This is a genomic window from Puia sp. (genome assembly GCF_035546395.1).
Lineage (GTDB): Bacteria > Bacteroidota > Bacteroidia > Chitinophagales > Chitinophagaceae > Puia.
Window position 1 is genome coordinate 405637 of record NZ_DASZXR010000015.1, and the last position, 26834, is coordinate 432470.

20 protein-coding genes are annotated in these 26834 nt (G+C 55.4%); 10 read left to right on the forward strand and 10 right to left on the reverse strand.

Annotated elements, in window-relative coordinates; genetic code table 11:
* Positions 1 to 8 precede the first annotated feature (8 nt).
* The 3 genes from VHE34_RS19750 to VHE34_RS19760 all read left to right on the forward strand — a co-directional run bounded on the left by VHE34_RS19750 (position 9) and on the right by VHE34_RS19760 (position 3774).
* Positions 9 to 1619 carry a lactate permease LctP family transporter gene (locus VHE34_RS19750; protein WP_325590821.1) on the forward strand — a complete coding sequence of 537 codons (1611 nt, stop codon included), beginning with the start codon at positions 9 to 11 and terminating at the stop codon, positions 1617 to 1619.
* Between the two features lie 107 nt (positions 1620 to 1726).
* Positions 1727 to 2692 carry a D-2-hydroxyacid dehydrogenase gene (locus VHE34_RS19755; protein WP_325590823.1) on the forward strand — a complete coding sequence of 322 codons (966 nt, stop codon included), beginning with the start codon at positions 1727 to 1729 and terminating at the stop codon, positions 2690 to 2692.
* The gene (locus tag VHE34_RS19760; protein ID WP_325590825.1) at positions 2689 to 3774 is read left to right on the forward strand and encodes a glycerate kinase; all 1086 of its coding nucleotides are present in this window, start codon (positions 2689 to 2691) and stop codon (positions 3772 to 3774) included. Before VHE34_RS19755 ends, VHE34_RS19760 begins: the two co-directional genes overlap by 4 nt.
* Here the strand turns inward: VHE34_RS19760 and VHE34_RS19765 are convergent.
* Positions 3764 to 6367, reverse strand: coding sequence for an MGH1-like glycoside hydrolase domain-containing protein (locus tag VHE34_RS19765; protein ID WP_325590827.1), 2604 nt, complete (start codon positions 6365 to 6367; stop codon positions 3764 to 3766). The genes VHE34_RS19760 and VHE34_RS19765 overlap by 11 nt on opposite strands.
* A gap of 26 nt (positions 6368 to 6393) precedes the next feature.
* Positions 6394 to 7551 carry a branched-chain amino acid aminotransferase gene (locus tag VHE34_RS19770; RefSeq protein ID WP_325590829.1) on the reverse strand — a complete coding sequence of 386 codons (1158 nt, stop codon included), beginning with the start codon at positions 7549 to 7551 and terminating at the stop codon, positions 6394 to 6396.
* Between the two features lie 190 nt (positions 7552 to 7741).
* Between VHE34_RS19770 and VHE34_RS19775 the strand changes: the two genes are divergently transcribed.
* Together VHE34_RS19775 and VHE34_RS19780 are read left to right on the forward strand one after the other, a co-directional pair.
* Positions 7742 to 9178, forward strand: coding sequence for a PLP-dependent aminotransferase family protein (locus VHE34_RS19775; RefSeq protein ID WP_325590831.1), 1437 nt, complete (start codon positions 7742 to 7744; stop codon positions 9176 to 9178).
* A 56-nt stretch (positions 9179 to 9234) separates the two neighbouring features.
* Positions 9235 to 9678: a DoxX family membrane protein gene (locus VHE34_RS19780; protein WP_325590834.1), complete on the forward strand. Its 444-nt coding sequence runs from the start codon at positions 9235 to 9237 to the stop codon at positions 9676 to 9678.
* Between the two features lie 3 nt (positions 9679 to 9681).
* Here VHE34_RS19780 and VHE34_RS19785 read toward each other — a convergent pair whose 3' ends face one another.
* The 6 genes from VHE34_RS19785 to VHE34_RS19810 all read right to left on the reverse strand — a co-directional run bounded on the left by VHE34_RS19785 (position 9682) and on the right by VHE34_RS19810 (position 16643).
* Positions 9682 to 10695 carry a hypothetical protein gene (locus VHE34_RS19785; RefSeq protein ID WP_325590836.1) on the reverse strand — a complete coding sequence of 338 codons (1014 nt, stop codon included), beginning with the start codon at positions 10693 to 10695 and terminating at the stop codon, positions 9682 to 9684.
* Positions 10695 to 12473, reverse strand: a complete 1779-nt coding sequence (locus VHE34_RS19790) for a long-chain fatty acid--CoA ligase (RefSeq protein WP_325590839.1) — start codon at positions 12471 to 12473, stop codon at positions 10695 to 10697. Before VHE34_RS19790 ends, VHE34_RS19785 begins: the two co-directional genes overlap by 1 nt.
* A 65-nt stretch (positions 12474 to 12538) precedes the next feature.
* On the reverse strand, positions 12539 to 13558 hold the full coding sequence (locus VHE34_RS19795; RefSeq protein ID WP_325590842.1) for a hypothetical protein: 1020 nt from the start codon (positions 13556 to 13558) through the stop codon (positions 12539 to 12541).
* 16 nt (positions 13559 to 13574) lie between these two features.
* Positions 13575 to 14801, reverse strand: coding sequence for a DUF1015 domain-containing protein (locus VHE34_RS19800; protein WP_325590844.1), 1227 nt, complete (start codon positions 14799 to 14801; stop codon positions 13575 to 13577).
* Between the two features lie 24 nt (positions 14802 to 14825).
* Complete coding sequence (serC, locus tag VHE34_RS19805; protein WP_325590846.1) at positions 14826 to 15893, reverse strand: 3-phosphoserine/phosphohydroxythreonine transaminase; 1068 nt, start codon at positions 15891 to 15893, stop codon at positions 14826 to 14828.
* A 123-nt stretch (positions 15894 to 16016) separates the two neighbouring features.
* On the reverse strand, positions 16017 to 16643 hold the full coding sequence (locus tag VHE34_RS19810) for a DUF502 domain-containing protein (RefSeq protein ID WP_325590848.1): 627 nt from the start codon (positions 16641 to 16643) through the stop codon (positions 16017 to 16019).
* 161 nt (positions 16644 to 16804) lie between these two features.
* Here VHE34_RS19810 and VHE34_RS19815 point away from each other — a divergent pair, with 161 nt between their 5' ends.
* Genes VHE34_RS19815 through VHE34_RS19835 form a run of 5 tightly spaced genes read left to right on the forward strand, consistent with a single transcriptional unit; the run spans position 16805 to position 24346 of the window.
* Positions 16805 to 17440 carry a TetR/AcrR family transcriptional regulator gene (locus tag VHE34_RS19815; RefSeq protein ID WP_325590850.1) on the forward strand — a complete coding sequence of 212 codons (636 nt, stop codon included), beginning with the start codon at positions 16805 to 16807 and terminating at the stop codon, positions 17438 to 17440.
* Entirely contained in the window at positions 17424 to 18752 is a 1329-nt protein-coding gene (locus tag VHE34_RS19820) for a TolC family protein (RefSeq protein WP_325590852.1), read from the forward strand. The genes VHE34_RS19815 and VHE34_RS19820 overlap by 17 nt, the downstream gene beginning before the upstream one ends.
* Before the next feature lie 26 nt (positions 18753 to 18778).
* Entirely contained in the window at positions 18779 to 19939 is a 1161-nt protein-coding gene (locus VHE34_RS19825; protein WP_325590854.1) for an efflux RND transporter periplasmic adaptor subunit, read from the forward strand.
* Between the two features lie 8 nt (positions 19940 to 19947).
* Positions 19948 to 23529, forward strand: coding sequence for an efflux RND transporter permease subunit (locus VHE34_RS19830; protein WP_325590856.1), 3582 nt, complete (start codon positions 19948 to 19950; stop codon positions 23527 to 23529).
* A gap of 19 nt (positions 23530 to 23548) precedes the next feature.
* Positions 23549 to 24346 (forward strand): TIGR00266 family protein, encoded by a 798-nt coding sequence (locus tag VHE34_RS19835; RefSeq protein ID WP_325590858.1) that lies wholly within the window; start codon positions 23549 to 23551, stop codon positions 24344 to 24346.
* 31 nt (positions 24347 to 24377) lie between these two features.
* On the opposite strand, the gene VHE34_RS19840 is transcribed toward VHE34_RS19835, so the two are convergent.
* Positions 24378 to 25148 (reverse strand): Bax inhibitor-1/YccA family protein, encoded by a 771-nt coding sequence (locus VHE34_RS19840; RefSeq protein WP_325590860.1) that lies wholly within the window; start codon positions 25146 to 25148, stop codon positions 24378 to 24380.
* Between the two features lie 196 nt (positions 25149 to 25344).
* Entirely contained in the window at positions 25345 to 26742 is a 1398-nt protein-coding gene (locus VHE34_RS19845) for a regulatory iron-sulfur-containing complex subunit RicT (protein WP_325590863.1), read from the reverse strand.
* Between the last annotated feature and the right edge of the window lie 92 nt (positions 26743 to 26834).

Below are 26834 nucleotides of genomic sequence, written 5' to 3' on the forward strand. Positions count from 1 at the left end.
ATTGAAGGATGCCCTGGACGCAACCAACAAACCCTTTCCATAGTCAGCTCGCCTCCCTGCTCGTGGCCCTGATCCCGATAGGCATCATCTTCTGGGCACTCGTCCTCCGCAAAATGAAAGGCTACCAGGCCAGCTTAATGGCCGTCGCAACCGCCCTGGTCATCTCCATCCTCGTTTATGGCATGCCGGTAAAACTGGCCCTGCTTTCGACCGCCAACGGTGCCCTCTATGGGCTCTTTCCCATCTGCTGGATCATCATCAGCGCGGTATTCCTGTTCAATTGCACCCTTCACAGCGGCCAATTCGAGATCATCCGCCATTTCATGGCTTCCATAACCGCCGACCGCCGCATCCAGGCGCTGCTGATCGCCTTTTCCTTCGGCTCCTTCCTGGAAGGGACGGCAGGCTTCGGCGCGCCCGTCGCCATCACTGCGGCGATGCTCACGGGACTGGGGTTCAACCCGCTCTATGCCGCCGGCCTCTGCCTCATTGCCAACACGGCTCCCGTTGCTTTTGGCTCTATCGGTATCCCGGTCACGGTAGCCGCACAGGTGACGGGTCTTCCCGAAGCCGCGCTTTCGATGATCATCGGCCGCACGCTTCCGTTTCTCTCAGCCCTACTGCCCTTCTACCTGGTGACGCTCATGGCGGGATTCAGGCAAGCCCGGGAAGTGGCGCCGGCGGCGCTGGTATCGGGACTCTCTTTCGCCCTCATCCAATTCTTTTCTTCCAACTACCTCGGCCCGGCATTGCCCGACGTGCTCGCGGGTATCGGGTCCATCATCAGCCTGCTGGTTCTCCTCAGGTTCTGGCGGCCCCGCACCATCTGGCGCTTTCCGGAAGAGACCGGCGCCATATCCTCCGGCGGATCGCATTCTTCCCGCCGCCTGCTGTGGGCCCTGAGTCCCTTCATCGCGCTCACGATCATGATCATCGTCTGGGGCCTTTCGCCGGTAAAGACCTGGCTGACGGCCAACGGCACCTGGCAATTTGAAGTGCCTGCCCTCCATAATAGCATCCGCGATACCGGCGGCAACCTGCTTCCGCACATCTATAAGCTCAATTACGGGTCGGCGGCCGGCACCGCCGTCCTGGTCGCGGCCCTGGTCGCCCTGCCGCTATCGGGGCTGACGCTCAGACAGGGCGTACGGATCTTCAACGGGACTCTTCACCAACTCCGCTTACCCATTCTCACCATCGCATCAGTGCTGGCTTTTGCCTACCTGGTCAACGACTCCGGTATCACCGGGACCATCGCCGGGGCGCTGGCCAATACCGGCCCGCTCTTCCCCTTCTTCGCTCCCATTCTCGGCTGGCTGGGGGTCTTTATCACCGGATCGGATACCTCCTCCAACGCGCTTTTTGGTAAATTGCAGGCGACAACAGCGAGATCCATCGGCGTCGATCCGGTCGTTACCGTCGGCGCCAATGTCTCAGGCGGAGTGATCGGCAAGATGATCTCGCCGCAATCCATCGCCGTGGCCGCAGCGGCCGGTAACCTGGTCGGGAAGGAATCCGATCTCTTCCGGTTTACGGTCCGCCACAGCTTTATATTATTGTGCATCATCTGCTGCCTCGTCCTTGCCCAGGCCTATTGGATCAAGTGGATGATACCCTAAAGCCGCCGGAGGCCCCCAGATCCGCTAAAGAGCGAGACCGGACCGAGGGACGAAGGTCCGGCGGAGCTCAAACGAAGAAAAGACATTAAATAGCATATCCATCATTAATGAATCAAAAGATCATTGCTGTCGACGGCTACACCCTCAACCCCGGCGATCTCTCCTGGGATCCCTGGCGCGAGTATGGGAAGCTCACCGTGTTCGAACGTACTCCGTATACCACCGATGCCATCGCCGAACGGTGCGCCGGAGCCACCGCCGTCCTCACCAACAAAACGCCCTTTACAAAAGAAACCCTGGCCCGGCTCCCGGAATTAAAATACATCGGCGTCACGGCCACGGGCTACAATATGATCGATATTGTCGCGGCAAAAGAACAGGGCATCGTCGTCACGAATGTGCCGGGCTATGGAACTCCGTCGGTCGTCCAAATGACCTTCGCCCTGCTGCTCGAGCTAACCCTCCGCGTCCAACGGCATAGCGATGCCGTCATGGCCGGCAAATGGTCCAGATGCCCCGACTTCAGCTTTTGGGACTATCCATTGGTCGAGCTGTCAGGTAAGACGTTGGGTATCATCGGCATGGGCCATATCGGCAGCAAAGTGGCGGACATCGCCGCGGCCTTTGGGATGACCGTCATCGGCAACAGCCGCACGCAGACCGATCAATCTCATCGCACCGGCTTTCGCTGGGCGACCATTCCCGAACTATTAAAGCGATCCGACGTCGTCAGCATCCACTGCCCGCTTTTTCCCGAGACCCGCGGCCTTATCAACAAGGAGACCCTGGCGCTGATGAAGACAACGGCATTCCTTCTGAACACCTCCCGCGGTCCCATCATCATCGAGCAGGACCTGGCCGATGCGCTGAACCAAGGCCGGCTGGCAGGCGCAGGGCTCGACGTGCTTTCGACCGAACCCCCGCCTGCCGGCAACCCGCTCTTTACCGCAAAGAATTGTATCATCACCCCGCATATTTCCTGGGCTACGAAAGAAGCCAGAAGCCGGCTAATGGCCGGAGCCCTTTCGAACTTTGCCGGTTGGTTATACGGAGCTCCCATACATTGCTTATGAAGATCGTTATTGCTCCCAACGCCTTTAAGAACAGCCTCACCGCCGGGGCCGCGGCGACAGCCATCCTCGAGGGGCTCCAACAAAGCCGGCTGCACTTTACCGCCGAATGCTTTCCCGTAGGGGACGGCGGCGATGGCACCGGCGAGCTGTTGATGAAACGACTCGGCGCTACGCGGATCGCAACGCCTGCCCCCGATCCCCTCGGCCGGCCGCGCAACGCGTTCTTTGGCCTCGCCGGCGATACGGCCATCATCGAAATGGCCAGCGCCTCCGGGATCCGCCTGCTGGAGCGACATGAGCTAAACCCCCTCCAGGCCCTTTCCTCCGGGACGGGCGTTCTGATGCTCGCGGCGCTCGACCACGGCGCCCGTCATATCATCCTCGGAATGGGCGGCTCGGCAACGGTTGACGGCGGCGTGGGTATTCTAACGGCCCTGGGTGTACGCTTTCCGGATGATCGCATCGATGCTTCCGGTCTGGACCCCCGCCTCTCCGCCACCCGCATCACTGTCCTCTGCGACGTGAACAATCCTCTTCTCGGTCCCCGTGGCGCCGCCCCCGTCTTCGGTCCCCAGAAGGGCGCTACGCCTGAAGCCGTCCGGGAGCTGGAAGCCCGACTGGAGATCTTTGCCAGGCTGGTCCATCAAACAACCGGAAAAGACATCACCGACATGCCGAAAGGCGGCACGGCCGGTGGCGCCGCCGCCGGGCTCTATGGTCTTCTGGATGCCGAACTCGTAAATGGCATCGATTATTTCTTACAGCTCACCGCTTTTGACAAAACTTTGGAAGACGCCGATTGGGTCATCACCGGCGAAGGAAGCCTTGACGAACAAACGCTGCAGGGCAAGGCGCCTTATGGGGTCGCCGTCGCCGCAAAAAAGAAAGGTATACCGGTGATCGGGCTCGCCGGCCGGCTGCCGCAAAACACCGAAAAGCTGGACGAATACTTCGATGCGTTGTTCCCCATCAACCGCAGGATTGTGCACCCGGCAAAGGCGCTGGAAGACACCGCCGCCAATCTCGCCGCCGCGGCAAAGGCCGTCGGGAATCTGCTTGCGTGCCGGCAACCTACTTCCTAGGCAACAGCAGTTTACTCACCAATCCCGTCCATCCCGTCTGATGTGAGGCGCCAAGCCCCTTCCCGTTGTCGCCGTCGAAGTACTCGAAGAAGAGGATATAGTCCTTGAAATGCGGGTCGTGCTGCATCTTTTCATTGTTCCCAAACACCGGTCGCCGGCCTTTTGCATCCCGTAAAAAGATCCTCGACAGCCGCATCGACAGCTCCATGCTGATCTCATCCAACGTCCTCATCTGCCCCGAATTCGTCGGGTATTCGATCTTGAAATCCTCGCCATAGTAATGATGGAATCGTTGCAGCGCCTCGATCAGCAGGAAGTTCATCGGCATCCAGATCGGCCCCCGCCAGTTGGAATTGCCGCCGAACAAAGCGACATCGGATTCCGCCGGCGTATATTTCACCGTGACCACCTGCCCATCCACCTGGAACCGGTAGGGATGTTTCTCATATTCTTTCGACAGGCTTCGGATGCCATGTTCGCTCAGGAACTCCGTCTCGTCCAGCATCCGGTAAAGAATGCGTTTCACCCGGTGTCCCCGCAGCAGGGAAAGCAGGTGCTTCTGGTCCGAACCCTTTTCATGCCAGCGCGACACAAGCGCCGCAAGGTCGGGCCGGTTATCCAGCAGCCATTGCAGCCGCTTGGCGAACTCAGGCAGCCTTGTCAGGATATCATCATCGATCACCTCCACGGCAAACAGTGGGATCAGTCCCACCATCGATCGCATCTTCATCCGGATGACGGCATCGCCGGGCATCCGAACCGCATCGTAGAAGAACTCGTCCTCCACGTCCCAAAGACCGGTATCGGCATTTCCCATGCTTGCCATCGCGGCGGCGATATGCAGGAAGTGTTCGAAGAATTTGTTGGCCATGTCCTGGTAAACCGGATTCTCGATCGACAGGTCCAGCGCGATCCGCATCAGGTTCAGCGAATAGGCCGCCATCCAACTGGTGCCGTCCGCCTGTTCCAGCCTGCCGCCATCGGGCAGCCGGCTGTTGTTGCGGTCAAAGACGCCGATATTGTCCATACCCAGGAAGCCGCCCTCGAAGATATTGTTCCCCTCTTCATCCTTGCGGTTCACCCACCAGGTGAAGTTCAGCAGCAGCTTGTGGAACACTGTCTCGAGAAAGGCGATATCCCCTTTGCCGCCATTCTGATGTTTCTCGATCTCGTAAACACGGTATGCGGCCCAGGCATGCACCGGCGGGTTCGTATCGCTGAACGACCATTCATAGGCAGGCAGCTGACCATTTGGATGCATATACCAGTCATGCGTCAGCAACAGCAGCTGATGCTTTGCGAAGTCGACATCGATCAACGCAAAGACGATACAATGAAAGGCAAGATCCCAGGCCGCATACCAGGGATACTCCCATTTGTCCGGCATCGAGATGATATTGCTGTTCTTCAGGTGGGACCAGGCATAGTTCCTGCCCTTCAACCGCTCTATAGGAGGAGCCGGCTGGCCCGGATCGCCCTTCAGCCAGTCTTCGACATTATAGACATACAGCTGTTTGTTCCAGAGCATCCCCGCGAAAGCCTGCCGCTGTACATGCCGGTGATCTTCGTCGGGCATGTCCTTTTGTACCTCGGCATAGAATTCATCCGTCTCCCGGATCCGGCTGGCAAATACTTCTTCGAAATGCTCAAAGGGCGCGGTGCCGCAGACCTTCGACAGCCGCAGCCGGATGGTCGTGCTGCCTCCGCCGGGTACCAGCCGCTCATAGTGAAACGCCGCCTTGGTGCCCCGGATATAGTTAACGGCCTGGCTATTGCCATGGACGATAAATTCCTGTATCCCGTCTTTATAATAATTGCCGGCCCTTTCCACCCCATAGAAGCGGTGTACATTGGTCTCGTTGTCGCAGTAGACCTCCGTATCCGTCTCATCCCCATAAAGGCCCCATTCCCCCAGCTCGCGATGTTTGATCAGGATAAATCCTTCGTTAGACGAGGTCATCGCCGGTTTATAATCGTCCACGCCCCAGCTCCAGGTATTCCGGAACCATGCGGTAGGAAGGATATGCAGGGGGGCGGCGTTCCTTCCGCGATTGTAGGCCGTTATCCGGACAAAGAAGTCCTCCATATCCGCCTTCGCATATTCGATGAAGATGTCAAAATACTCGTCGTTATCGAATACGCCCGTATCCATCAGTTCATACTCCGGCTCGTCGCGGTTTCGCCGCCCGTTCTCGCGCACCAGTTGCTCATAGGGAAAGGCCGCATGCGGATACTTGTACAGCATCTTCATATAGGAGTGGGTAGGGGAGGAGTCGAGATAATAGTACAGTTCTTTGACGTCTTCCCCATGGTTACCTTCGAAAATGTTCAGCCCAAAGAGCCGCTCTTTCAATATCGGGTCCTTGCCGTTCCAGAAGCTAAAGGCGAAGCAAAGCCGCTGACGTTTGTCGGCAAATCCCCCGATCCCTTCTTCGCCCCAGCGCCAGGCCTTGCTGTAGGCCATGTCATGCGTCGTATAGGTCCAGGCCTGACCATTGGGGCTATAGTCTTCGCGCACCGTCCCCCATTGACGCTCGGAGAGATAAGGCCCCCAGGTCTTCCAGTCAGGGATCTTCAGACGTTCTTTTTCCATTCCCTAAAGCTAACCAAAACGGTAGCTTACACAAAACAATTCCATTGGTGTACATCCGGCCGGCGCCCATATCGAATATCGTCCAGAACTTCTTTTAGCTTCACCCCGATGCTGCCGCTTATCGGTAACATATAGTCGCGACCGTCGATCCCGATCCCGCTGATCGGCGAGATGACCGCGGCCGTTCCCACTCCAAAGGCCTCCGTAACGATCCCGCTGTCCAAACCCTCCCGCAACTCGTCTACGGAGACGGGCCGCTGCTCTACCGGGATGCCCATTTCCATGGCCAGCGTCAGCAGGCTGTCTCTCGTAACGCCGTCGAGGATCGTATCCCGCAATGGCGGGGTAACCAAGGTATTCCCGAAGACAAAGAAAGCATTCATCATCCCCGATTCCTCGATATAAGAATGGGTCAGCCCATCCGTCCACAGCACCTGGTCATATCCTTCGGCTTTGGCCATCTCGGTTGGGTACAATGCACCACCATAGTTGCCCCCGCATTTGGCGAAGCCCGTTCCGCCGCTCACCGCACGGACGTAGTGCCTTTCGACCTTTACCCGCACGGGCCTTTGGAAATAGGGGCCGGAAGGGGAACAGACGATGGCAAACCGGTAGCTGTCCGAAACCCTAACGCTGAGCCGGCTGTCGGTGGCGATCTCAAAGGGCCGCAGGTACAGCGCTCCCCCGGGCAGAGACGGCACCCAATCCCGCTCCAGCTCGACCAGCCGCCGCAGGCCCTCGAAGAACACTTCCGCCGGTGGCGCAGGCATACACATCCGCGCGGCGGTTTTCACCAGCCGGTCATAATGTTTCTCCGGCCGGAAAATGTGAATGCGGTCGTCCTCCGTTCGGAAGGCCTTCATCCCTTCAAAGATGGTTTGACCATAGTGGAACACCAGCGAGGTCGGTAGTAGCGAGAACGGTCCAAAGGGAACGATCGTCGCATCCCGCCATTCGCCATTGGCAAAATCGCAGAGGAACATATGATCCGTGAATACCGCGCCCGGTTGCAGGTTGTCCCAGTCGACCTCGGAAAGCCGGCTCCGGTAGGCGCGGTGCACGGGTACATAATGTGCGGGAGATGCGCTGGGAGAAAATGTACGCATCTCCCGCAAAGCGCTGATGTCGGTCCTGTCGGACGATCCGCCGGGGGCGGATCCGGGTCCCGAAATAGTAGTTGACATAATTCCTTTTTTATAACCGACCACGGGTCGGTTGGCCGAAGGCCCATCATAAGCGCGTTTGGCGGAAGGGCCTTAAAATTCGATAAAAGGCCCGAAGGCCAAACAATGGGGTAAAATTCGAAAAGAAAAAAGAGAAAAAACAGATGCAGAATTTTTAATTTTGACTAGATCAGATTCAAATACGTAAGCCATGGCAAAAAGAACCGCCACCGCAGACCCCCTCTATCTGCAAGTGGCCGAAGGCCTCGAAAAAATGATCGGCGACGAGACCCTCAAGATCGGCGACAAGCTTCCTTCCGTCCGGATGCTCAGCGAGGAATACGGCATCAGCATGGGTACGGCCTTCCAGGCCTACTATCATCTCGAAGGCAAAGGCCTGATCGAATCCCGGCCGAAATCGGGCTATTACGTTCGGTTCAGCCTCCGCCGTTTGCCCGGCCTGCCGAGGGTCGTGGAGCCCGAACCGGAACCGAGTGAGATCAGCGTGCATGAGATGATTGCCAACGTCTTTCAGCGATTCTCCCGGGAAGACTTCGTCAATTTCTCGGTGGCCGCTCCGCCGATCAGTCTCCTGCCCGCCGCGAAACTGAACAAGTCGCTGATGCATGCGCTGCGCGCTTCGAAATTCCATGGCCTCCAGTATGAGGATGGCCAGGGCAATCCCGATCTGCGCCGCCAGCTGGCCTTGCTGGCTTTTCACTGGGGCGGGAAATACTCCGGGAAAGATGTTGTCGTGACAGCGGGCTGCATGGAGGCGCTTGTCATGTGTCTCAAGGCAACCACGCAGCCGGGGGACACCGTAGCTATTGAGCATCCTACCTATTTCGGCATCTTCCAGGTGATTGAAAGTCTTGGCCTGAAAGCGGTGGAGATCGCCGCCGACCCCCTGACAGGCATCGATCCCCGGCAGCTGGAGACCCTGATCCTCAAATATCCGATCAAGGCCTGCGTCTTCGTCACCAATTTCAGCAACCCCCTCGGTTCCTGTATGCCCGATGAAAAAAAGAAAGCCCTCGTGGAATTGATCACCCGGCATGAGATCCCGCTCATCGAGGACGATATTTATGGAGAAATGTACTTCGGCCGTCACCGGCCACGCACCTGCAAATCCTTCGACAAGGAGGGCTGGGTCCTTTATTGCAGCTCCCTGTCGAAATCGCTGGCGCCGGGATATCGCATCGGTTGGACGATCCCCGGCCGGTTCACCCAACGGCTGATACAGATCAAGATGATGCATACCGTTTCGGGAACCACCCTGACCCAGCAGGCCACGGCTCACTTCCTGAGCATCGGGCGCTACGAATACCATCTGAAGAAACTACGGAAGGCCCTGCATACGCAATGCCTTCGATACCTGCAGGGCATCCTGCAATACTTCCCGGCCGATACCAAGGTGTCCCGTCCCCAGGGCGGTTTCGTGCTTTGGATCCAGCTGGACCGCAAGCTCAATGCCTACCGGCTGTACCAGGAAGCATTGAAACACAACGTTTCCGTGGCTCCGGGCCAGCTTTTCTCGGGTAAAGGCCAGTTTGCCAACTGCCTCCGCCTCAGCTATGCCCGGCCCTGGGACGCCGAAGTCGAAGAGGCGCTTCGCATGCTGGGCGCGCTGATCAAAAAAATGTCGTAACTTAAGAGGAGTTCTTGCTAAGAATAGTTTCTTTCTTCATCCAAAAATGATGCTATATGAATCTCGTGCAACGTGTGGAACACTGGGGTGACACTCATCACCCCCAATGGCTCGATATCGTACGCATTCTCCTTGGAGCCTTCCTTTGTTACAAGGGCGTCGACTTCCTGATGAACATGGGCGTCATGCTCGGGCTCATCACCAACCGGATGTCCTTTGGGGCCTTCACCGAAATGTTGATGGGGAACTATGTCAGCTTTGCGCAAATCCTGGGCGGCATCCTGCTGATCCTCGGAGTGCTCACCCGCTTCGCCTGCCTGCTCAATATCCCCGTTCTGCTGGGCGCCGTATTTTTTGTGAACACCTCCCTTTATCGCCCCTTTTCGGAATCGCTGCTCGCCGTACTCGTACTCTTGTTGCTCATCCTCTTCCTGGTCGTCGGGAACGGTCCTGTCCAGCTCCTGAAGTTCCGGTCGGACGAAAAGACGGACACGCTATAAGCGCTATTTCTTTTTGGAGCCGGCAAGCACTGCCTTTGCTTTCGCGTTCTCTCCCGCCTCCTCATAGGCGTGGACAAGCGCATCGGTGTTCATCTCCAGTGTGGGATCGTATCGGTAGACCCGCTCATAGCAGGCAACACTTTCAGCCCGCTTGCCGGATAGTTTGTAAAAATTGCCCCGGACAAAGTCAAGCGCCTTGTCGTCGCCGATCAATTTGTCCAGCTTGTCGATGGCCGCAAGCCCTTTCTCATATTCCTTCCGTCCATAGTAAAAATCGATCATCATCAGGTAGGCGCTCGGTGCATCGGGGAAGCTGTTGGCAAAATGTTCGATGGCATTTTGGTACAGCTGCGGGTCCAGCTGATGACAGGCCGTGATATAGATCAGCTGGATGGCTTTATTCTCCTTGTATTTATCAGCCATCTTCTCGTATTGCTCCTTCACTCCGGCATAATTCTTCGCCTTGTTTTGCTGATTTAGCTTCATCATGATTCCGACCTCTTCCGGCAAGCGCTCGGCGCTGTTATTCATCATATCCACCAGCTTGGAAAGGGTACTGCTCACGGATTCATCCGTTGTATAGACAAACACGTCCGAAGCCTTTACGGAATCCTTTACCCGGATCAGCGTATAGTCATGATAATTCAGCCCACCGGACCCGAACATCCGGAAGACAAGGTGTCTGACGCCGCCGATCTCATAGTTCCGGATCATCCGGTAGTTACCCTGGCGTATGGAGGTAACGATCTGCCGGCCATAGTTGGCAAAGCTGGTCTTGAAAGGCTGTGCGAAGCCGCTTCTGAAAGCCGCGTCCTTCAGGGCCTGGCTCTTCTGCTGCATGATTCCGATAAGGCTGTCGAGATCGATGAAATGATCGAGCACACTGGCATCCCCACTATTGGTGGCTGCTTCGATCCGCTTCGCTGCGGCCCCGGCCTCTTCACTGCTGATCGGCCGTTGCGCCGCAACCGTCTTCAGGATCAGCAACAGAGCCGCCAGGATAAGCTGCTTTTGCATCAGGAGTAGATTTTTTCGATCAATGCCGCAAATTTCTCCGTCACGACCTTGCGGCGGAGGCTCAGCTTGGGTGTCATCTCGCCCGTTTCAACGGTCCATTCCGCCGGCAGGAGCTCGAATCGCTTGACCTGCTCGACATGCCCGAAATTGGTGTTGTATTCGTCGATCACCTTGCGGTAAAAGGCAAGCACCTTCGGTTCCCTGACCAGCTGTTCATGGCCGTTCACCGTAATGCCGTTCTGCCGCGCCCACTCTTCCAGACGCGGAAAGGCGGGAACGATCAGCGCTCCGACAAATTTTCTTTCCGGCCCCACCACCATGATCTGCTCGATATAGGGCGACTCCTTCATCTTCCCTTCGATCGCCAGCGGTGCGACATATTTCCCACCGCTGGTCTTGAACATCTCTTTCTTCCTGTCGGTGATCTTCAGGTATTTATTATCGACGAATTCTCCGATATCTCCCGTATGGAACCACCCGTCCGTAATGGCTTCGGCGGTAAGATCGGGCCGCTTGTAATAGCCCATCATTACATTTGGTCCCTTGCACAGTATCTCGCCGTCTTCCGCGATCCGCACCTCCACTCCCGGGATGACAGGGCCCACGGTGCCGAAATGCCGGTCCTCTACAACCAGCCGGTTAACGCTGATGACGGGAGACGTTTCCGTCAGGCCATATCCTTCGAGGATAGGGACTTTGGCAGCGGTGAAAATGCGGATGAGCCGGACCTGCGCGGCCGCACCGCCGCTCGCGATACAGGTGATGTTATTGCCGAGCGCCTCGCGCCATTTGCTGAAGATAAGCTTGTTGGCCAGCGACAACTGGAGGTTGTACCAGCCGCCCATCGGTTTGTTGATCTCATACCGGGCCGCCAGGTCATGCGCCCAGAAAAACAGCTTCCGTTTGATCCCCGTAAGCTCGTTACCCTTGTGCATGATCCGGTCATAGACCTTCTCCAGCAACCGGGGTACAGTCACGAACATCTGCGGTTTCACCTCTTTCAGATTCTCGCCGATGGTATCCATGCTTTCGGCGTAGTAGATCGAACTGTTGTTGAACAGATAGACATAGGTCAGCATCCGCTCGTAGATATGATTCAGCGGCAGAAAACTCAGTGCCCTGATCTTACCCTGTGGAAGACAGGGAATACAGGCCTGGACGTTGCTGACGATATTGCGGTGGGAAAGCATGACGCCTTTTGGCGTTCCGGTGGTGCCCGAGGTGTAGATGACGGTGGCCAGGTCGTTTTCGGTGATGGAGTCCTCGATCTGCTTCAGCTTTGCCGCTTCCTCCGTCGTAGGCTCGACGAGCAGCTCCGTCCAGTTCCGAACGCCCGGCACGGGCTCGATCGTAAAGACCTCTTTGAGAGAAGGCACCTGGGGTCTGATCTCCTCCAGTTTATGGTACAGCTCTTTGTCATTGACAAAAACAAACCGCACCTGCGCGTCATTAAGAATGAATTGAAGCTCGAGTGGCGAGATGGTCGGATAGACGGGCGCCAATACGGCGCCGGTACGTTGGGTGGCAAGATCGAGCATGATCCATTCCGGCCGGTTCTTGCAGACGATCCCGATCTTTTCTACGCCTACCACGGTCCGGTCTCCGACGGAAATACCCAGCCGAAGCAGGCCGGCGCTCAATTTTTCAACGGTTTTGGCGACTTCCTGGGTACTATGGGTCTTGTAGACCCCACCCTCCTTGCCCGCCAGCATATCCGGTAAGGGGTCTCTTTCCAGGTTCAGCGTCAGGCAGTCGAACAATCGCTTGGGTTCGGTCATAAAAAACGGTTTGGGGACAAATTAGCGAAAAAGCCCCGAACCAACAACCGGCCACCGAGGGGTGGTCACTTCGCAGCAACCTGATAGTATTGTCCCTCGGGCATCTTGAAAACCCGGCCTCTTTGAAAGTCAATAAAGCGCTTATATTCTTCGGCGTGCGCGTTGGTCCACGCCTGAAAGGCCGGCAGATTTCCCGCGGCGCCGAAGATCCACTCGTTGTAAGCGTCGAACATTCCCTCTCTTAGCAATTGCCGTTGATAGTCGAACAGCCGGTAGGGATAGTTGGTCGGATAGGTATTGAACCAGTTGATGATGAATTTGGTCCGAAGAACGGTAAGCGATTCGGCCGTGATCCCATCCTTCACGGTAAAGGTAAGCGGGCTCACGATATTCACCCAGGCGGCGATGAAGGGATTCTTCACATCCTGGTTCTTTTGCCAATCGGCCTCGGTAAACATCTTTTTGTAGGTCTCCAGCAGTATCTCCTTCATTTCCGCCGTCCGTTTGGTATAGCTTTCCAGGTTGACGAACATCTCGCCGTATATCAGGCTCCACACCCGGTTGTTGGCGAAATAATAATACTTGGACGCGTAATAGTAGTTGGCGGAATAATTGGGATCGCCTTCGATCCCCTTTTCCCATTCCTTGATACACCCGAAATCGTTCTTTGACCAGAGCATTTCGCCGTACTCACTGTGTAACGGTCCGCTTTTGGGGAATTTCTTCAGGCCTTCCTTGTACAGCTTATCGCATTCCTTCAGCTCATCGGTGCCTTTGTACAGCATCGCCGCGATCTGATAGGCCTGTACGTCGACATCGGGCCGCTCGAGAAGCGGTTTGGCGACGGTAAGCCCTTTGGAATAATCCTTGTTCAGATAGTAGTTGAAGGCCAGAGCCTTTAACAGATCCAGGTTTTGCGCATCCTTTTGCAGGGCGTTGTTCAGCACCAGGATGGCATTGCTGAAATCTCCTTGCTGCGTATAGGCGCGTGCAACCTCCTGCGGAGACTTGTTGTCGGCGGATTGTGCAAGCACAGAAAAATGAAAAAGGGTCAGCGACAGGAGAAAAACAAGGATTCTGTTCATGCTACTTTTTTAGGGATCAAATGAGATGAGTGAGCAGACCATCGCGCAGCTTTGGCTCGAACCAGGTGCTCTTCGGCGGCATTACCTGCCCGCTGTCGGCGATATCGAACAATTGCTGGATGCTGACGGGATAAAGGCTAAAGGCCAGCTTCATTTCTCCGCTGTTCACCCGGCGTTCCAACTCCTGCAGTCCGCGAATGCCGCCCACGAAATCGATCCGTTTGTCCGTCCTCGGGTCTTTGATGCCCAGCAGCTTGTCGAGGATATTCTTTTGAAGGATCGTGACGTCGAGGATACCGATCGGGTCCGTGGAATAGCTGCCTTCCTTCGCGACCAGCTTATACCATCCGCCGTCCATGTACAATCCGAATTCGTGCAGCTGAGAGGGCTGCACCGGCTTATCCACCCTTCCAACAAAGAAGTCTTTATTCAGTCCGTCGATAAAAGCCTCTACGCTATGTCCGTTGAGATCGTGGACGAGGCGGTTGTAATCCATGATCGCCAGCTGATCGGAAGGGAACAGCGTCGTCAGGAAATAATCCGAGGCAGAGGAAGCGGATGTGCCAAGCGCTTTCCGGACCTTGGCGGCGGAGGCGGCGCGGTGATGTCCGTCGGCGATATAGGTAAAGGGAACTTCGGTAGCAAAAAGCGCAGTGATGGCGTCGGTCGTCCTCTTGTCATCCACGATCCATATCGTATGGCGGATCCCGTCATTGGCGGTGAAATCGTAGACAGCCTTGTGGTCCCTTTTCCAGCTCCCGATCACATCGTCGATGGCGCCGACGCTGTTATAGGCGAGAAAGACGTTTCCCGTCTGCGCCCGGATGGTCTGCATATGATGGATGCGATCGGCTTCCTTGTCTGGGCGGGTCAGCTCGTGTTTTTTGATGACGCCTGCTTCATAGTCGTCCACGCTGCTGCCGCAAACGAGTCCCGTCTGGCTACGGCCATTCATCACCAGCTGGTAGATGTAGTAGCAGGGGCTGGTCTCCTCGATCAGGATACCCTTCTCAATAAATGATTGCAGATTCTCCTTCGCCTTATCGTATACTTCCTGGGAGTGGGTATCGATATTCAGCGGCAGGTCGATCTCGGATTTCGTGATGTGCAGAAAGGAATAAGGATTGTCCGCAGCCTCTTCCCGGGCCTCATGGCTGTTCAGGACATCATAAGGCTTCGAAGCGACCCGGCTGGCATACTGCGGATCAGGCCGCAAGGCCTGAAAGGGGACAATCTTGGACATAGTAGTAGTTAGGTATGGTGGTTGTTATGCTTTCTTCAATGCAAATTCGTTCATCAGTTCCGTCAGCGCCTGTACGCTCGCCAGCGGCAGGGCATTGTATAAGGATACCCGGAACCCGCCGACGCTGCGATGACCCTTTACGCCGACCATGCCGTTGGCCTTGCACTCCGCCAGGAATTCCTTTTCCAACGCCTCGTCCTCCATGACAAATACCACGTTCATCTTACTGCGATCTTCCTTAGCGACCGTTGGACGGAAAATCGGCAGGTGGTCCAGCGTGTCATATAATAAGGCGGCCTTCCGGTCATTGATGGCTTCGATGGCCGCAACTCCGCCCAGCTGCTTCAACCAGCGCAGGGTCAGCATACAGACATAGATGGCGAATACGGGTGGCGTATTCAGCAGCGAGCCCGCGGCAATATGCTCGCGGAAGTCCATCATCGATGGCAGAGAGCGGTTGACACGGCCCAGGATATCCTTGCGTACGATGACCATATTGACCCCGGCTGCGCCGATATTCTTCTGGGCGCCGGCGTAGATCAGGGCGAACCGGTTGAAGTCCATCACCCGGCTGAGAATATCGCTGCTCATATCCGCCACCAGCGGAATAGAGGTGTCGGGGATGGCGTGCATCTGCGTCCCTTCGATAGTGTTGTTCGTCGTATAATGGAAATAGACGGCCTCCTTCGGAACGGTATATCCTTTCGGAATATAGGTGTAGTTCTTATCCTTCGAGCTGGCGACCACATCTATCTTTCCATAAAGTTTGGCTTCCTTGATCGCCTTCTTGCCCCAGGTCCCGCAATCGAGATAGGCAGCCGTTTCCGATTCGTTCAGCAGGTTCATCGGAACCTGGAAGAACTGGGTGGAAGCGCCGCCATGCAGGAAAAGGATCTCGTGATCGCTGTCGAGCTTCATCAGCTCCCGGGTCGTCGCCATCGCCTCATCGATCACCTCCTGGAATAAAGCGGTCCGGTGACCGATCTCCAGGATCGAAAGTCCGGTACCATTGTACTCCAGCACGGCCCGGCTGGCCTGTTCAAAAACTTCCTTAGGTAAAATGCTGGGACCGGCATTGAAATTATAAACCACGTTGCGTACAAATTTTGGTTGCGAAAGATGCACTATCAGAAAATTAGTGCATCTTCCGCAATGCGCTAATGTCTGGCCTTGGGCCAACGGCCCTTCGGGGCCGTTAGGAAGATCAAAGATAAGCTATTGCTCGTCAACTTCTGCGACGCCGCCCGAGATGGCAAACTTCATCGCATCCGCAGAGCTGATATCGGTCAGCACCCGCACGCGATCCCGCTTGACAAAGAACAGATGGCCCGCAAATGCATACGACTGTGGCACATATACGGCGACATATTCCTGCAGGTCGAATTGCTGCAGCTCCTCCTGCGTGATAAAGCCCACCTGCCAAATGTCGGGCGCGGCAATGCTCACCAGCACCGCCTTCGTGAACTTACGCTTGTTACCGGCAAAGGCCTCGAAGAAATCCTTGATCGTGGAATAGATCAGCTTGATGCCGGGCGTCCGCTCGAGGATAGACTCGGCAAATTCGACGAAGCGGCTGACGATCCAGGAAGGCGAGATATAACCTACCAGCAGCGCGATGCCGATAAAGACCACGAAGCCCAATCCCGGGATCCGCCGGGGTAAACCCGCGGCATCGGTCCCCATGAACTTGGGGAAGATCATATAGACCAGGTTGGGCAGGATGCCGTCGATCCAATAAAAGGCCGTCACCAGGATCCAGATGGTTATGGAAATAGGGGCGAGTATAAGCAGACCCTGCAAAAAAAGCCGGAATAGGTTGCGGGGGATTTGTCGGGAAGACATGGAATTTACCTTTTAGGGACCAAAATTACTCATTCTGCCCCGATCGCACCCATTTACCGTTCACCGATGAAATCCGCCATTCACCGGTAAGTAATACACATTTCGTCCATGGAAACTTTGACAACGATAAAAGTTTCCATAGTTTTGCGGCGAGGAAAAAAATGGAAGTAAAAGACAGAATACTGATCAAGGCCGCCGAACTATTCATGCGGTACGGTATCCGATCCATCACCATGGACGAGATCGCCGCCCAGCTGGGAATTTCAAAAAAAACTATCTATCAATTCTTTACAGATAAAGATGATATGGTATATGCAGTGATCGAACAGGAGATCAAGAAGAACGAGCATGAATGTCTTCAATACCGCTACGACTCGAATGACAGCGTCCATGAGATCTTCCTGGCCGTGGAAGACCTCGAGGAAATGCTCCGGTATACCAACCCGATGATGCTGTACGACCTGGAAAAATACCATCCCAGGGCCTTTCAGAAGATCCGGGAATACAAGTACCAGTTCCTCCATGAAGCCATTCTCGAGAACCTCCGGAAAGGCATCGAAGACGGGGTCTATCGGCCCGAGATCAACCGGGATATCGTGGCTAAGAACCGGATCGAATCCGCTTTCCTGGTGTTCAACCCCGACCTCTTCCCCCACAGCCGCTATAGGATGTCCGAAGTCAATTTTGAGCTTGCCATGCTTTTCCTGTATGGCATCGTCACCGACAAGGGGCGGAAGCTGATCGAAAAATACACCGAAGAACGCACCAAAAAACTATCTCATGAATCAAACGCTTAGCCGTCTATGGGGCATCCCCCTGCTGCTGCTGGTCCTTAATCTCCGCGCCCAGCCAATTCACGACCTTACCTTGGCCCAGACGATCGATTATTCAACAAAGAACAGCGTCTTGGTCAAGAATGCCCTGCTGGATTACCGGATCCAGGAACAGAGCAATCGTGCCACTACCTCGCAGGCGTTGCCCCAGATTACGGGCAACCTTGGCGTGACGGACTATGTCCAGATCCCGACCACCGTTCTGCCGGGTGAATTCTTCGGCCAGCCCGGCAAATTTGTTCCGGTGAAGTTTGGTACCCAATACAATTCCACCGCCGGGGTTACTCTCACACAGATCCTTTTCGACGGCCAGGTTTTTGTCGGCCTCCAGGCGCGCCAGGCCTCGCTGGACTTTTATAAGAAGAGACAGGAGATCACCGAACAGATGCTGCGGGCAAATATCACAAAGATTTACTATCAACTGCTGGTCGGAAAATGGCAGATCGACCAGATCGACGCCAATATCGCCAACCAGCAGGCCCTTCTCCATAATTCGACGGAAATGTTCAAGAACGGGTTTGCCGAACAGCTGGACGTCGACAAAGCCAATGTTCAGCTGGCCAATCTGGAGACGGAAAAGATCCAGGTGGAGTACCAGCTTTCCAACGGTTACCTGGGGCTGAAGGTGTTGATGGGCATGCCCGTCAAGGACTCCCTGCACCTTAGCGATACGCTCACTTATGACATGATCCGCGACGCCGTGCTTGGCGATGACTATAAATATACCGATCGCCGGGACTACCAGCTGCTGCAGATCAACCGCCAGCTGAATGAATTCAACATCAAACGCTACAAGAAGGAATATATCCCGACGGTCAAGCTCAATGCCAACTATTCGCAGAATCAGTACACAAACGATTTCAATTGGGGGCAGAAAATGTCCTGGTTCCCCACTACCTATGTAGGGCTGGCGATCAGCGTACCCATCTTCGACGGCTTCTACAAGGCCGCGAATGTCCGGCAGGCCCGCCTCCAGTTACAGCAAACGGTGAACAACATGGACTCGCTGAAGAACCGCATCGACAACGATGTCAGGGAGACCCAGCTCCGGTTTACCGCCGCTCTGGCCACCCTCGACTACCAAAAGAAGAATATGGACCTCTCGGCAAAGGTGTACGCCCAGACCCGCAAGAAATACGAACAGGGTCTCGGCTCCAACCTGGAGATCACCACGGCCTTCAACGACCAGCGCGTGGCGCAGTCCAACTATTTCAACGCCCTGTATAACGCGATAGCCGCCAGGGTGGATTATCTCAACGCTATCGGAAAACTGTAAAACTAACCTACAAAAAATCAATTGATATGCATAAGATACTGTCTGTTGTTATCGCCTCTTCCCTGTTGCTGGCGGCCTGCGGCAGCGGCTCCGTTCAGAAGGACGATTCCCTGGCCGGCAAGAAGCAACAACTTGCTGCCCTGAAGGATCAACAGGAAAAACTGACAAAACAAATTTCCACTCTCGAAGACCAGATCGCCAAAATCGATACGGCCGCGGGCTCGAAAGAGAAAGCAAAGCTGGTGGCGCTGACGGCCATTACGCCAACCTCCTTCACCCACTATATCGATCTCCAGGGGAATGTCGATGCAGAAAATTACTCCAACGTCGCTCCTAAAGGCAATGGCGGTGTCGTGCGCGAAGTCCTCGTCAAACAGGGGGACCATGTGAACAAGGGACAGCTGCTGCTTCGTCTCGATGACGCCATCCAACGTCAGCAGCTGGCGAACGCCCAGACACAACTCGCCTACGCCAAGGATATCTACGGTCGTCGCAAGAACCTCTGGGATCAGAAGATCGGCACCGAGGTAGACCTCATCAATGCCAAAAATCAGGTCGACCAGGCCGAAACCCAGGTAAAGATCGCGCAGGAACAGCTGGACTGGACAAATGTGTATGCCGATATCCCGGGAACGGTGAACACCCTTACTGTAAAGGTCGGCGAAGCCTTTTCGCCCGCGACATTGGGCGGCGCTCAATTACAGATCATCAATACCGACAACCTGAAAGTGGTCGTGCAGGTACCCGAGCTATACCAGGAACGCATCCATGTCGGCACGCCGGTCAAAATAGCTTTCCCTGGGCTGAATAACAAGGAGGTCTTCGGTTCCGTCCGTGTCGTCGGTAAAGTGATCAATACCGGTAACCGGGCCTTCCAGGTGGAGATCCATCTGCCGTCCGACCGCGACATCCGCGCCAACCAGGTCGCCGTCGTAAAGCTTGAAGACTACAAGGCGAAAGACGTCCTTACCATCCCGATCAATACGCTGCAAACCGACGAAAAAGGGAAATATGTGATGGTAGCGGCAACCGAAGGCGGAAAGAAGGTTGCGCATAAAAAGCAGGTGACCATCGGCCAATCGTATGCCGATAAAGTGGAAGTCACCAGCGGTCTTCAACAGGGAGATCAATTGGTCACCGACGGATTCCAGGGTCTCTATGAAGGCCAACCGATCACTATCCAATAAAAACACTTATGAGCGCTTTAGAAAATTTTACCGGCAAATTCAAACACTTCCGGCCCACCACCTGGAGCATAAAGAATAAGACCTCCATCTATCTGTTCATGCTCGTCGTGAGCGCCTGGGGCGTATTCCAATTCGTCACCCTGCCAAAAGAACAGTTCCCCGATATCGTGATCCCGACCATCTATGTCTCTACGATCTATACCGGCACGAGCCCGAAGGACATGGAAAACCTGGTCACCCGGCCCATCGAAAAACAAATCAAAGGGATCACCGGAGCCAAGATCAATAAGTTCACCAGCACGTCCCAGCAGGACTATTCCGCCATCGTGGTGGAGTTCGAGACCGATGTTCAAACCGATATCGCCCTCCAGAAAGTAAAGGATGCCATCGACAAGGCCAAACAGGACCTTCCCAACGATCTTACCCAGGAGCCCACGGCCCTCGAGGTAAGCTTCTCCGATCAGCCGATCATGTATGTCAATATCAGCGGCGATTATGACCAGCAGCGGCTGAAGAAATTCGCCGATGACATGAAGGACCGGCTGGAAGACCTCCCCGAGCTCAATCGGGTGGATATCGTCGGCGCCCCCGAACGCGAATTCCAGATCAACGTCGATAACTACAAATTGCGTTCGCATAACCTCACCTTCGACGATATCAACAATGCCGTAAAGGGCGAAAACCTCGACATCTCCGGCGGTCAGCTCGATGTCGGCAACATGAAGCGCAATCTTCAGCTGAAGGGCCAGTTCCATACCGCCCAGGATATCGAACAGATCATCGTCCGCAGCCCGGACAATGGCACGGCCGTCTACCTCAAAGATATTGCTACCATCAAGGACACGATAAAGGATCGCGAAAGCTATGCCCGCCTCGGCGGCAAGAATGTCGTTACGCTCAATATCATCAAGCGCAGCGGCGAGAACCTGATCAAAACCTCGGATGATGTCAAGCAGACCGTCGAAGACATGAAGACCAGTCTGCCCAGAGATCTGAAAATCGTAGTCACGGGCGATCAGAGCAATCTCACCCGGACCTCTTTCAACGACCTGGTCAACTCGATCATCATTGGCTTTATCCTGGTGCTGATCATCCTCATGTTCTTCATGGGTGTGGTGAACGCGTTCTTTGTGGCGCTTTCCGTCCCGTTGAGCATGTTCCTGGCCTTTGTCTTCCTCCCCGCGGCGGGCGCCATCATCGGCACCGCGGTCACGCTCAATTTCATTGTCCTCTTCGCCCTCCTCTTCGGTCTTGGCATTATCGTGGACGATGCAATCGTGGTGATCGAGAACACCCACCGCATTTTTACCCAGGGCAAGGGTCGCATCAATTCCTCGACTTCGGCCATGATGGCCGCGGGGGAGGTATTTATCCCGGTTTTCGCGGGAACGCTGACCACGCTCGCACCCTTCTTTCCCCTACTGTTCTGGCCGGGCATCATCGGGAAATTCATGGTCTATCTCCCCGCCATGCTCATCTTTACCCTGGCCGCTTCCCTCGTCGTCGCCTTTATCATGAACCCGGTCTTTGCCGTCGATTTCATGAATCACCCCGATGACGGAACGACGAAGTCAAAGGCGGACATGTTCCGTACCCCCGGTTTCTGGATCGCGGTCGGCTTCGGTGTTGTATTCGATCTGCTCGGGGTCACCTTCCTCGGTAACCTGCTGCTTTTCCTGGTCATCCTCGCTATTCTGAACAAGTTCGTATTCGACGGTCTGATCCACGGTTTCCAGAACAGGGTGCTTCCCTGGATCATGGGTCACTATGAACAAAGCCTCAAGTGGGCACTCAAAGGGTGGCGGCCTGCCTGGCTGTTATTCGGCACCTTCCTGCTGCTGATCTTTTCCTTCGTTCTGTTCGGAGCCAGGAATGTCCAGGTCGTCTTCTTCCCGAAAGGCGATCCCAACCAGATCTATGTTTACCTAAAGCTACCCGTGGGAACGGCTGTTGACTATACCGACTCCGTTACCCGGACCCTGGAAAACAAGGTCTATAAGGTGTTGCATATGGAGGATGGAAAGACCAATCCCGTAGTCGAAAGCGTCATCGCCAACGTGGCGATCGGCGCCAACGATCCCACCAGCGGCGACCAGAGCACCCATCCCGAGCTGGGTCGTATCCAGGTCAGCTTCGTGGAGTTCGCCAAACGGAATGGGGTCAACACCGCCCAATATCTCGACTCCATCCGCCATGTGATAAAAGGTATCCCTGGCGCCGAAATCTCGGTGGACCAGGAGCAGGGTGGCCCGCCCACGGATCCTCCGGTCAACATCGAAGTGTCCAGCGACGACTTCGACGACCTTACCAAAACGGCGGTGGCCCTGAAGAACTACCTCGATTCGATCCAGACCCCGGGCGTCGAAGAGCTCAAAATGGACGTCGACCTCACCAACCCTGAAATAACATTGACAGTTGATCGCCGGCGGGCCATGACCGAAGGCGTAAGTTCTGCGCAGATCGGCCAGCAGTTACGGACGGCATTGTTCGGACTGGAAGCCTCGAAGATCAAAGAAGGAAAAGAAGAATATAAGATTCAGATCCGTAACCTGGCCGTTCAGCGCAAGAACCTCGTCGACCTTCTGAATATGAATGTTACGTTCCGCGATATGGCCGGCGGCGGCGCCATCAAGAACGTACCGATCAGCTCACTGGTGCATATCGATTACACCAGCACACTTGGCAGCGTAAAACGCAAGAACCAGAAGCGGGTGATCACCCTCAAATCGAATGTGCTTAGTGGGTATACGCCCACAGCGGTCAACCAACAGCTGGCCAAATCCATCGCCGATTTCAAAAAGAAGCCGGATGGGGTTACCATTACCCAGACAGGAGAAGGGAAGCAGCAGGCCGAGACCGGCGCCTTTCTGGGAAAAGCCCTGGTCATTGCGCTGGCGACGATCCTGGCGATACTCGTGCTCCAATTCAATTCAGTCAGCAAGTCGGTCATCATCCTTAACGAGATCCTCTTCAGCGTCATCGGGGTTATCCTCGGCTTCGCTATCACCCGGATGGAGGTCTCCGTGATCATGACCGGTCTGGGGATCGTGGGTCTCGCGGGCATCGTGGTGAAGAACGGTATTCTCGTCATCGAGTTTACCGACGAGCTCCGCGGCCGTGGAATGAAGACAAAAGAAGCGGCGATCGAAGCTGGGAAGACTCGTATCATCCCAGTCCTGCTCACGGCCCTCGCCGCCATCCTCGCGTTGGTCCCGCTGGCCATCGGCTTCAACATCAACTTCGTCACGCTCTTTTCCGAGCTGAACCCGCATATCTACTTCGGCGGGGATAACGCGGTGTTCTGGAAACCGTTGTCCTGGACCATCATCTTCGGTCTGGCTTTCGCCTTCTTCATGACTCTCTTCATGGTGCCCAGCATGTACCTGCTGGCAGAGCGATTGAAACGGCCGATGCGCCGCCATTGGGGCGGGAAATGGATATCTTTCCTGGGTATCCCGCCGTTCACCATCCTGTTCCTGCTGCTGGTGTTCATCACTATCTGGCGGCATCGAATTGAAGTAGCCCGTCGCCGTCGTCGCCTGGCAGGTCGCCGCGGTGTCAGCGAGACCTGGATAAGAAGCTGGTTTTAATTAACTTTAAAAGAAAACTATGCGCAACAATCACGAGATCGATTATAAAATCTATGGGGAAGAGCTCCAGTTCGTCGAGGTGGAGCTCGACCCGGGCGAGACCGTCATCGGCGAGCCGGGCGGATTCATGATGATGGATGACGGCATCCAGATGGAGACGATCTTTGGGGACGGCTCCGCCGCCTCCAACCAGGGCGGTCTTCTCGGCCGGCTCATGAATGCCGGCAAACGGGTGCTCGTCGGCGAGAACCTGTTCATGACGGCCTTTACCAATGTCGGGCAGGGCAAACGCCGTGTCAGCTTTGCAGCACCTTATACGGGGAAGATCATTCCCCTCGACCTGCAACAGCTCGGCGGCACTATCATCGCTCAAAAGGACGCCTTTCTCTGCGCCGCCAAAGGCGTCAGCGTGGGCATCGCCTTCCAGCGCCGCCTTGGAACCGGCATCTTCGGCGGAGAAGGATTTATCATGGAGAAGCTCGACGGCGATGGGCTGGCCTTTGTCCATGCCGGCGGTTACATCGTCGAGAAACAATTGCAGCCGGGTGAGGTCCTCAAGGTGGATACCGGCTGTGTCGTCGCCTTTCAGCCCAGCGTCGATTTCGATATCGAATTTATCCGCGGCATCCGGAACTGGATGTTCGGCGGCGAAGGCCTCTTCTTCGCCGTGATGCGCGGACCCGGCAAGGTATGGTTGCAGTCCCTGCCCATCAGCCGGCTGGCCTCCCGCATCATTCAATACAGCCCGCAGTTCGGCCATCGCCGCGAAGAGGGGAGTATACTCGGAGGGCTTGGAAACCTGCTTGACGGAGATTAAACAAAAAGCCCGGCGTCAGCCGGGCTTTTTGTTAATTCCTATTATTAGCGAATCGACTTAATAGTTTTAAAATTTCAATATACAACCACACCATCGTCACCAGCAGACCAAACGCGCCATACCATTCCATGTACTTGGGGGCACCCATTGCTGCGCCGGTCTCGATCTGCTCGAAATCGAGGATCAGGCTCAATGCGGCGATCGCAACGACTACCAGGCTGATACCGATGCCCAGCGGACTACCATTGCCCCAGGCCATAAAGCTCAGATTCACGCCAAAGAAGCCAAGTACCATCCACACCAGATAGAACACGCCGATTCCCATCGTGGCGCCGATAATGACCGCTCTGAACTTCTGGGTCGGTTTGATGATCCGGAAATTATAAAGCAGGAACATTGCAAAAGCCACCGCAAAGGTCAGCATCACCGCCTGCAGCACGATACCTGGATATGATTTCTTAAAGGCATCATTGATGATCGCCGATAGCGCACCCAACGCCAGACCTTCCAGCAGGCCATAGGCGGGCGAAAGCCATCTTGCCGTAGTCGGTTTAAAAGAGATGATCAAAGCCGAGACCAATCCGCCGATCAGGCCCACCCACATCAGCGTCATCATCGTGGGGAACTTGAACTCGGAATACAGTTTCCAGGTATATGCGGCCCCGGCAGCCACCATTAACAGCAGAAATCCAAACTTCTGGATCGATCCGCGCACCGTCATCGTATCGGTATTGGCCGGATTCAAACTTCTGTTGAAGATCTTGTCGGAGAGGGTAGGATTACCGGATTCAAAAAGTGCCATAGTTATAGAGTTTATGTGCAGCGAGGGATGGGATATTCCAAAGATACCCATCCCCCCGCTGCACGGCTAATGATGGGCCTTCGGCCTGCGGACCCGTGGTCCGCATTGTGATCAACAATGTACAAATAGTATACAAAAGTAACAACAACACCGGCAGTCTGCTAAACTGTCAGCCCAACTTTAACAATTGTAAAAATTAGCTTTTCTTCTCGGGGGGAGGAGCGCCCGTTTTCTTTGCCTCCCGGTTGCCCGGATTTCCGGAACCCCGTTGGCCAGGATTTCCACCGCCGCCCTGGTTGCCGCCGCCCTGGTTACCACCCCGCTCATTGCCACCGCCCTGGTTTCCACCCCGGCTGTCGCGGCCACCGCGATTGCCGCCGCCGCCCTCGGGCTTGCCGCCGTTCTCACCGCCACGCCCCGAATTCTCGCCACCGCGGCCACGACCCGCACCGTGCTGCGCCTGGTGCTTATGATGACCGTGCTTTTTCTTGCGGTCGGCCTTTTCCAGGGTCTTGAGGCTGATCTGCCCGACGAGATCGACATACGGACTTTCGACTTCCTTCGGCTTGCCCGTGCTCACCTCGATCGGATCGAGGGTGTCCGGAACCTGGTTCTGGAGGTTCATCTGCCGGATCTTCCGCACGCGCTCGATGGTCAGCGGATACTGCTTGTTGCTATCCGGCAGGACATACCACATCAGGTTCTTGAAGATATCTTTCTTGACCAGGCTGGCCGTACCCTTGGCCACCTGCAAGGAATCCGCGTTCTCGGGAAAATTCTGGAGGGCATCCAGGTAAGTGTCTAACTCATAGTTCAGACAACATTTCAACCGGCCGCACTGCCCGCTCAGCTTGCTTTGATTGATAGACAGGTTCTGATACCGCGCCGCAGTCGTATTCACCGATTTGAAATCGGTCAGCCAGGTGGCGCAGCACAATTCCCGGCCACAGCTTCCGACCCCGCCTACCTTGGCGGCTTCCTGCCGCGCTCCGATCTGCCGCATCTCAACCTTCAGCCGGAACTCCCCGGCATATACCTTTATCAACTCCCGGAAATCGACCCGGTCGTCGGCGATGTAAAAGAAAGTAGCCTTTCGGCCATCGGCCTGGATCTCCACTTCGCTCATCTTCATCTCCAGCTTGAGCTTCCGGGCGATAGCACGGCTCTTGACCAATGCTTCCTTCTCCCGGGCCTTGTTCTGTTGCATCACCTCCAGGTCACGGTCGCTGGCCCGCCGTAATACTTTTTTAAAATCAGGGTTGCGTTCTTCTACGCCTTTCTTTTTCAGTTGCAGCCGAACCAACTCGCCCGTCATCGATACTTCCCCCACGTCAAATCCGCTTACCCCTTCCACGCTGACGCAATCTCCGCGCTCGAACACCTGCGTCGTGGCATTCCGATAAAACTCCTTCCGGCTGCCCTTGTTAAAACTTACTTCGATGATCCGGCATCCGCCATCCGCCTCGGTGAGCGGAAGATTGGACAGCCAATCGTAGACATTCATCCGGTTGCAACCACCCGTACTACAGCCTCCATTGCTCTTACATCCCGTGGGTTTACCCCCTTTGGATGTTCCGCAATTGCTACATCCCATATCTTAAATGAATTAAGAATTAAAAAAAATGTTATATGAGAGCCCCGGTTTAGCCGGGACGTGAGCAGAAGAGCGACCCGTACAGGCAGGAA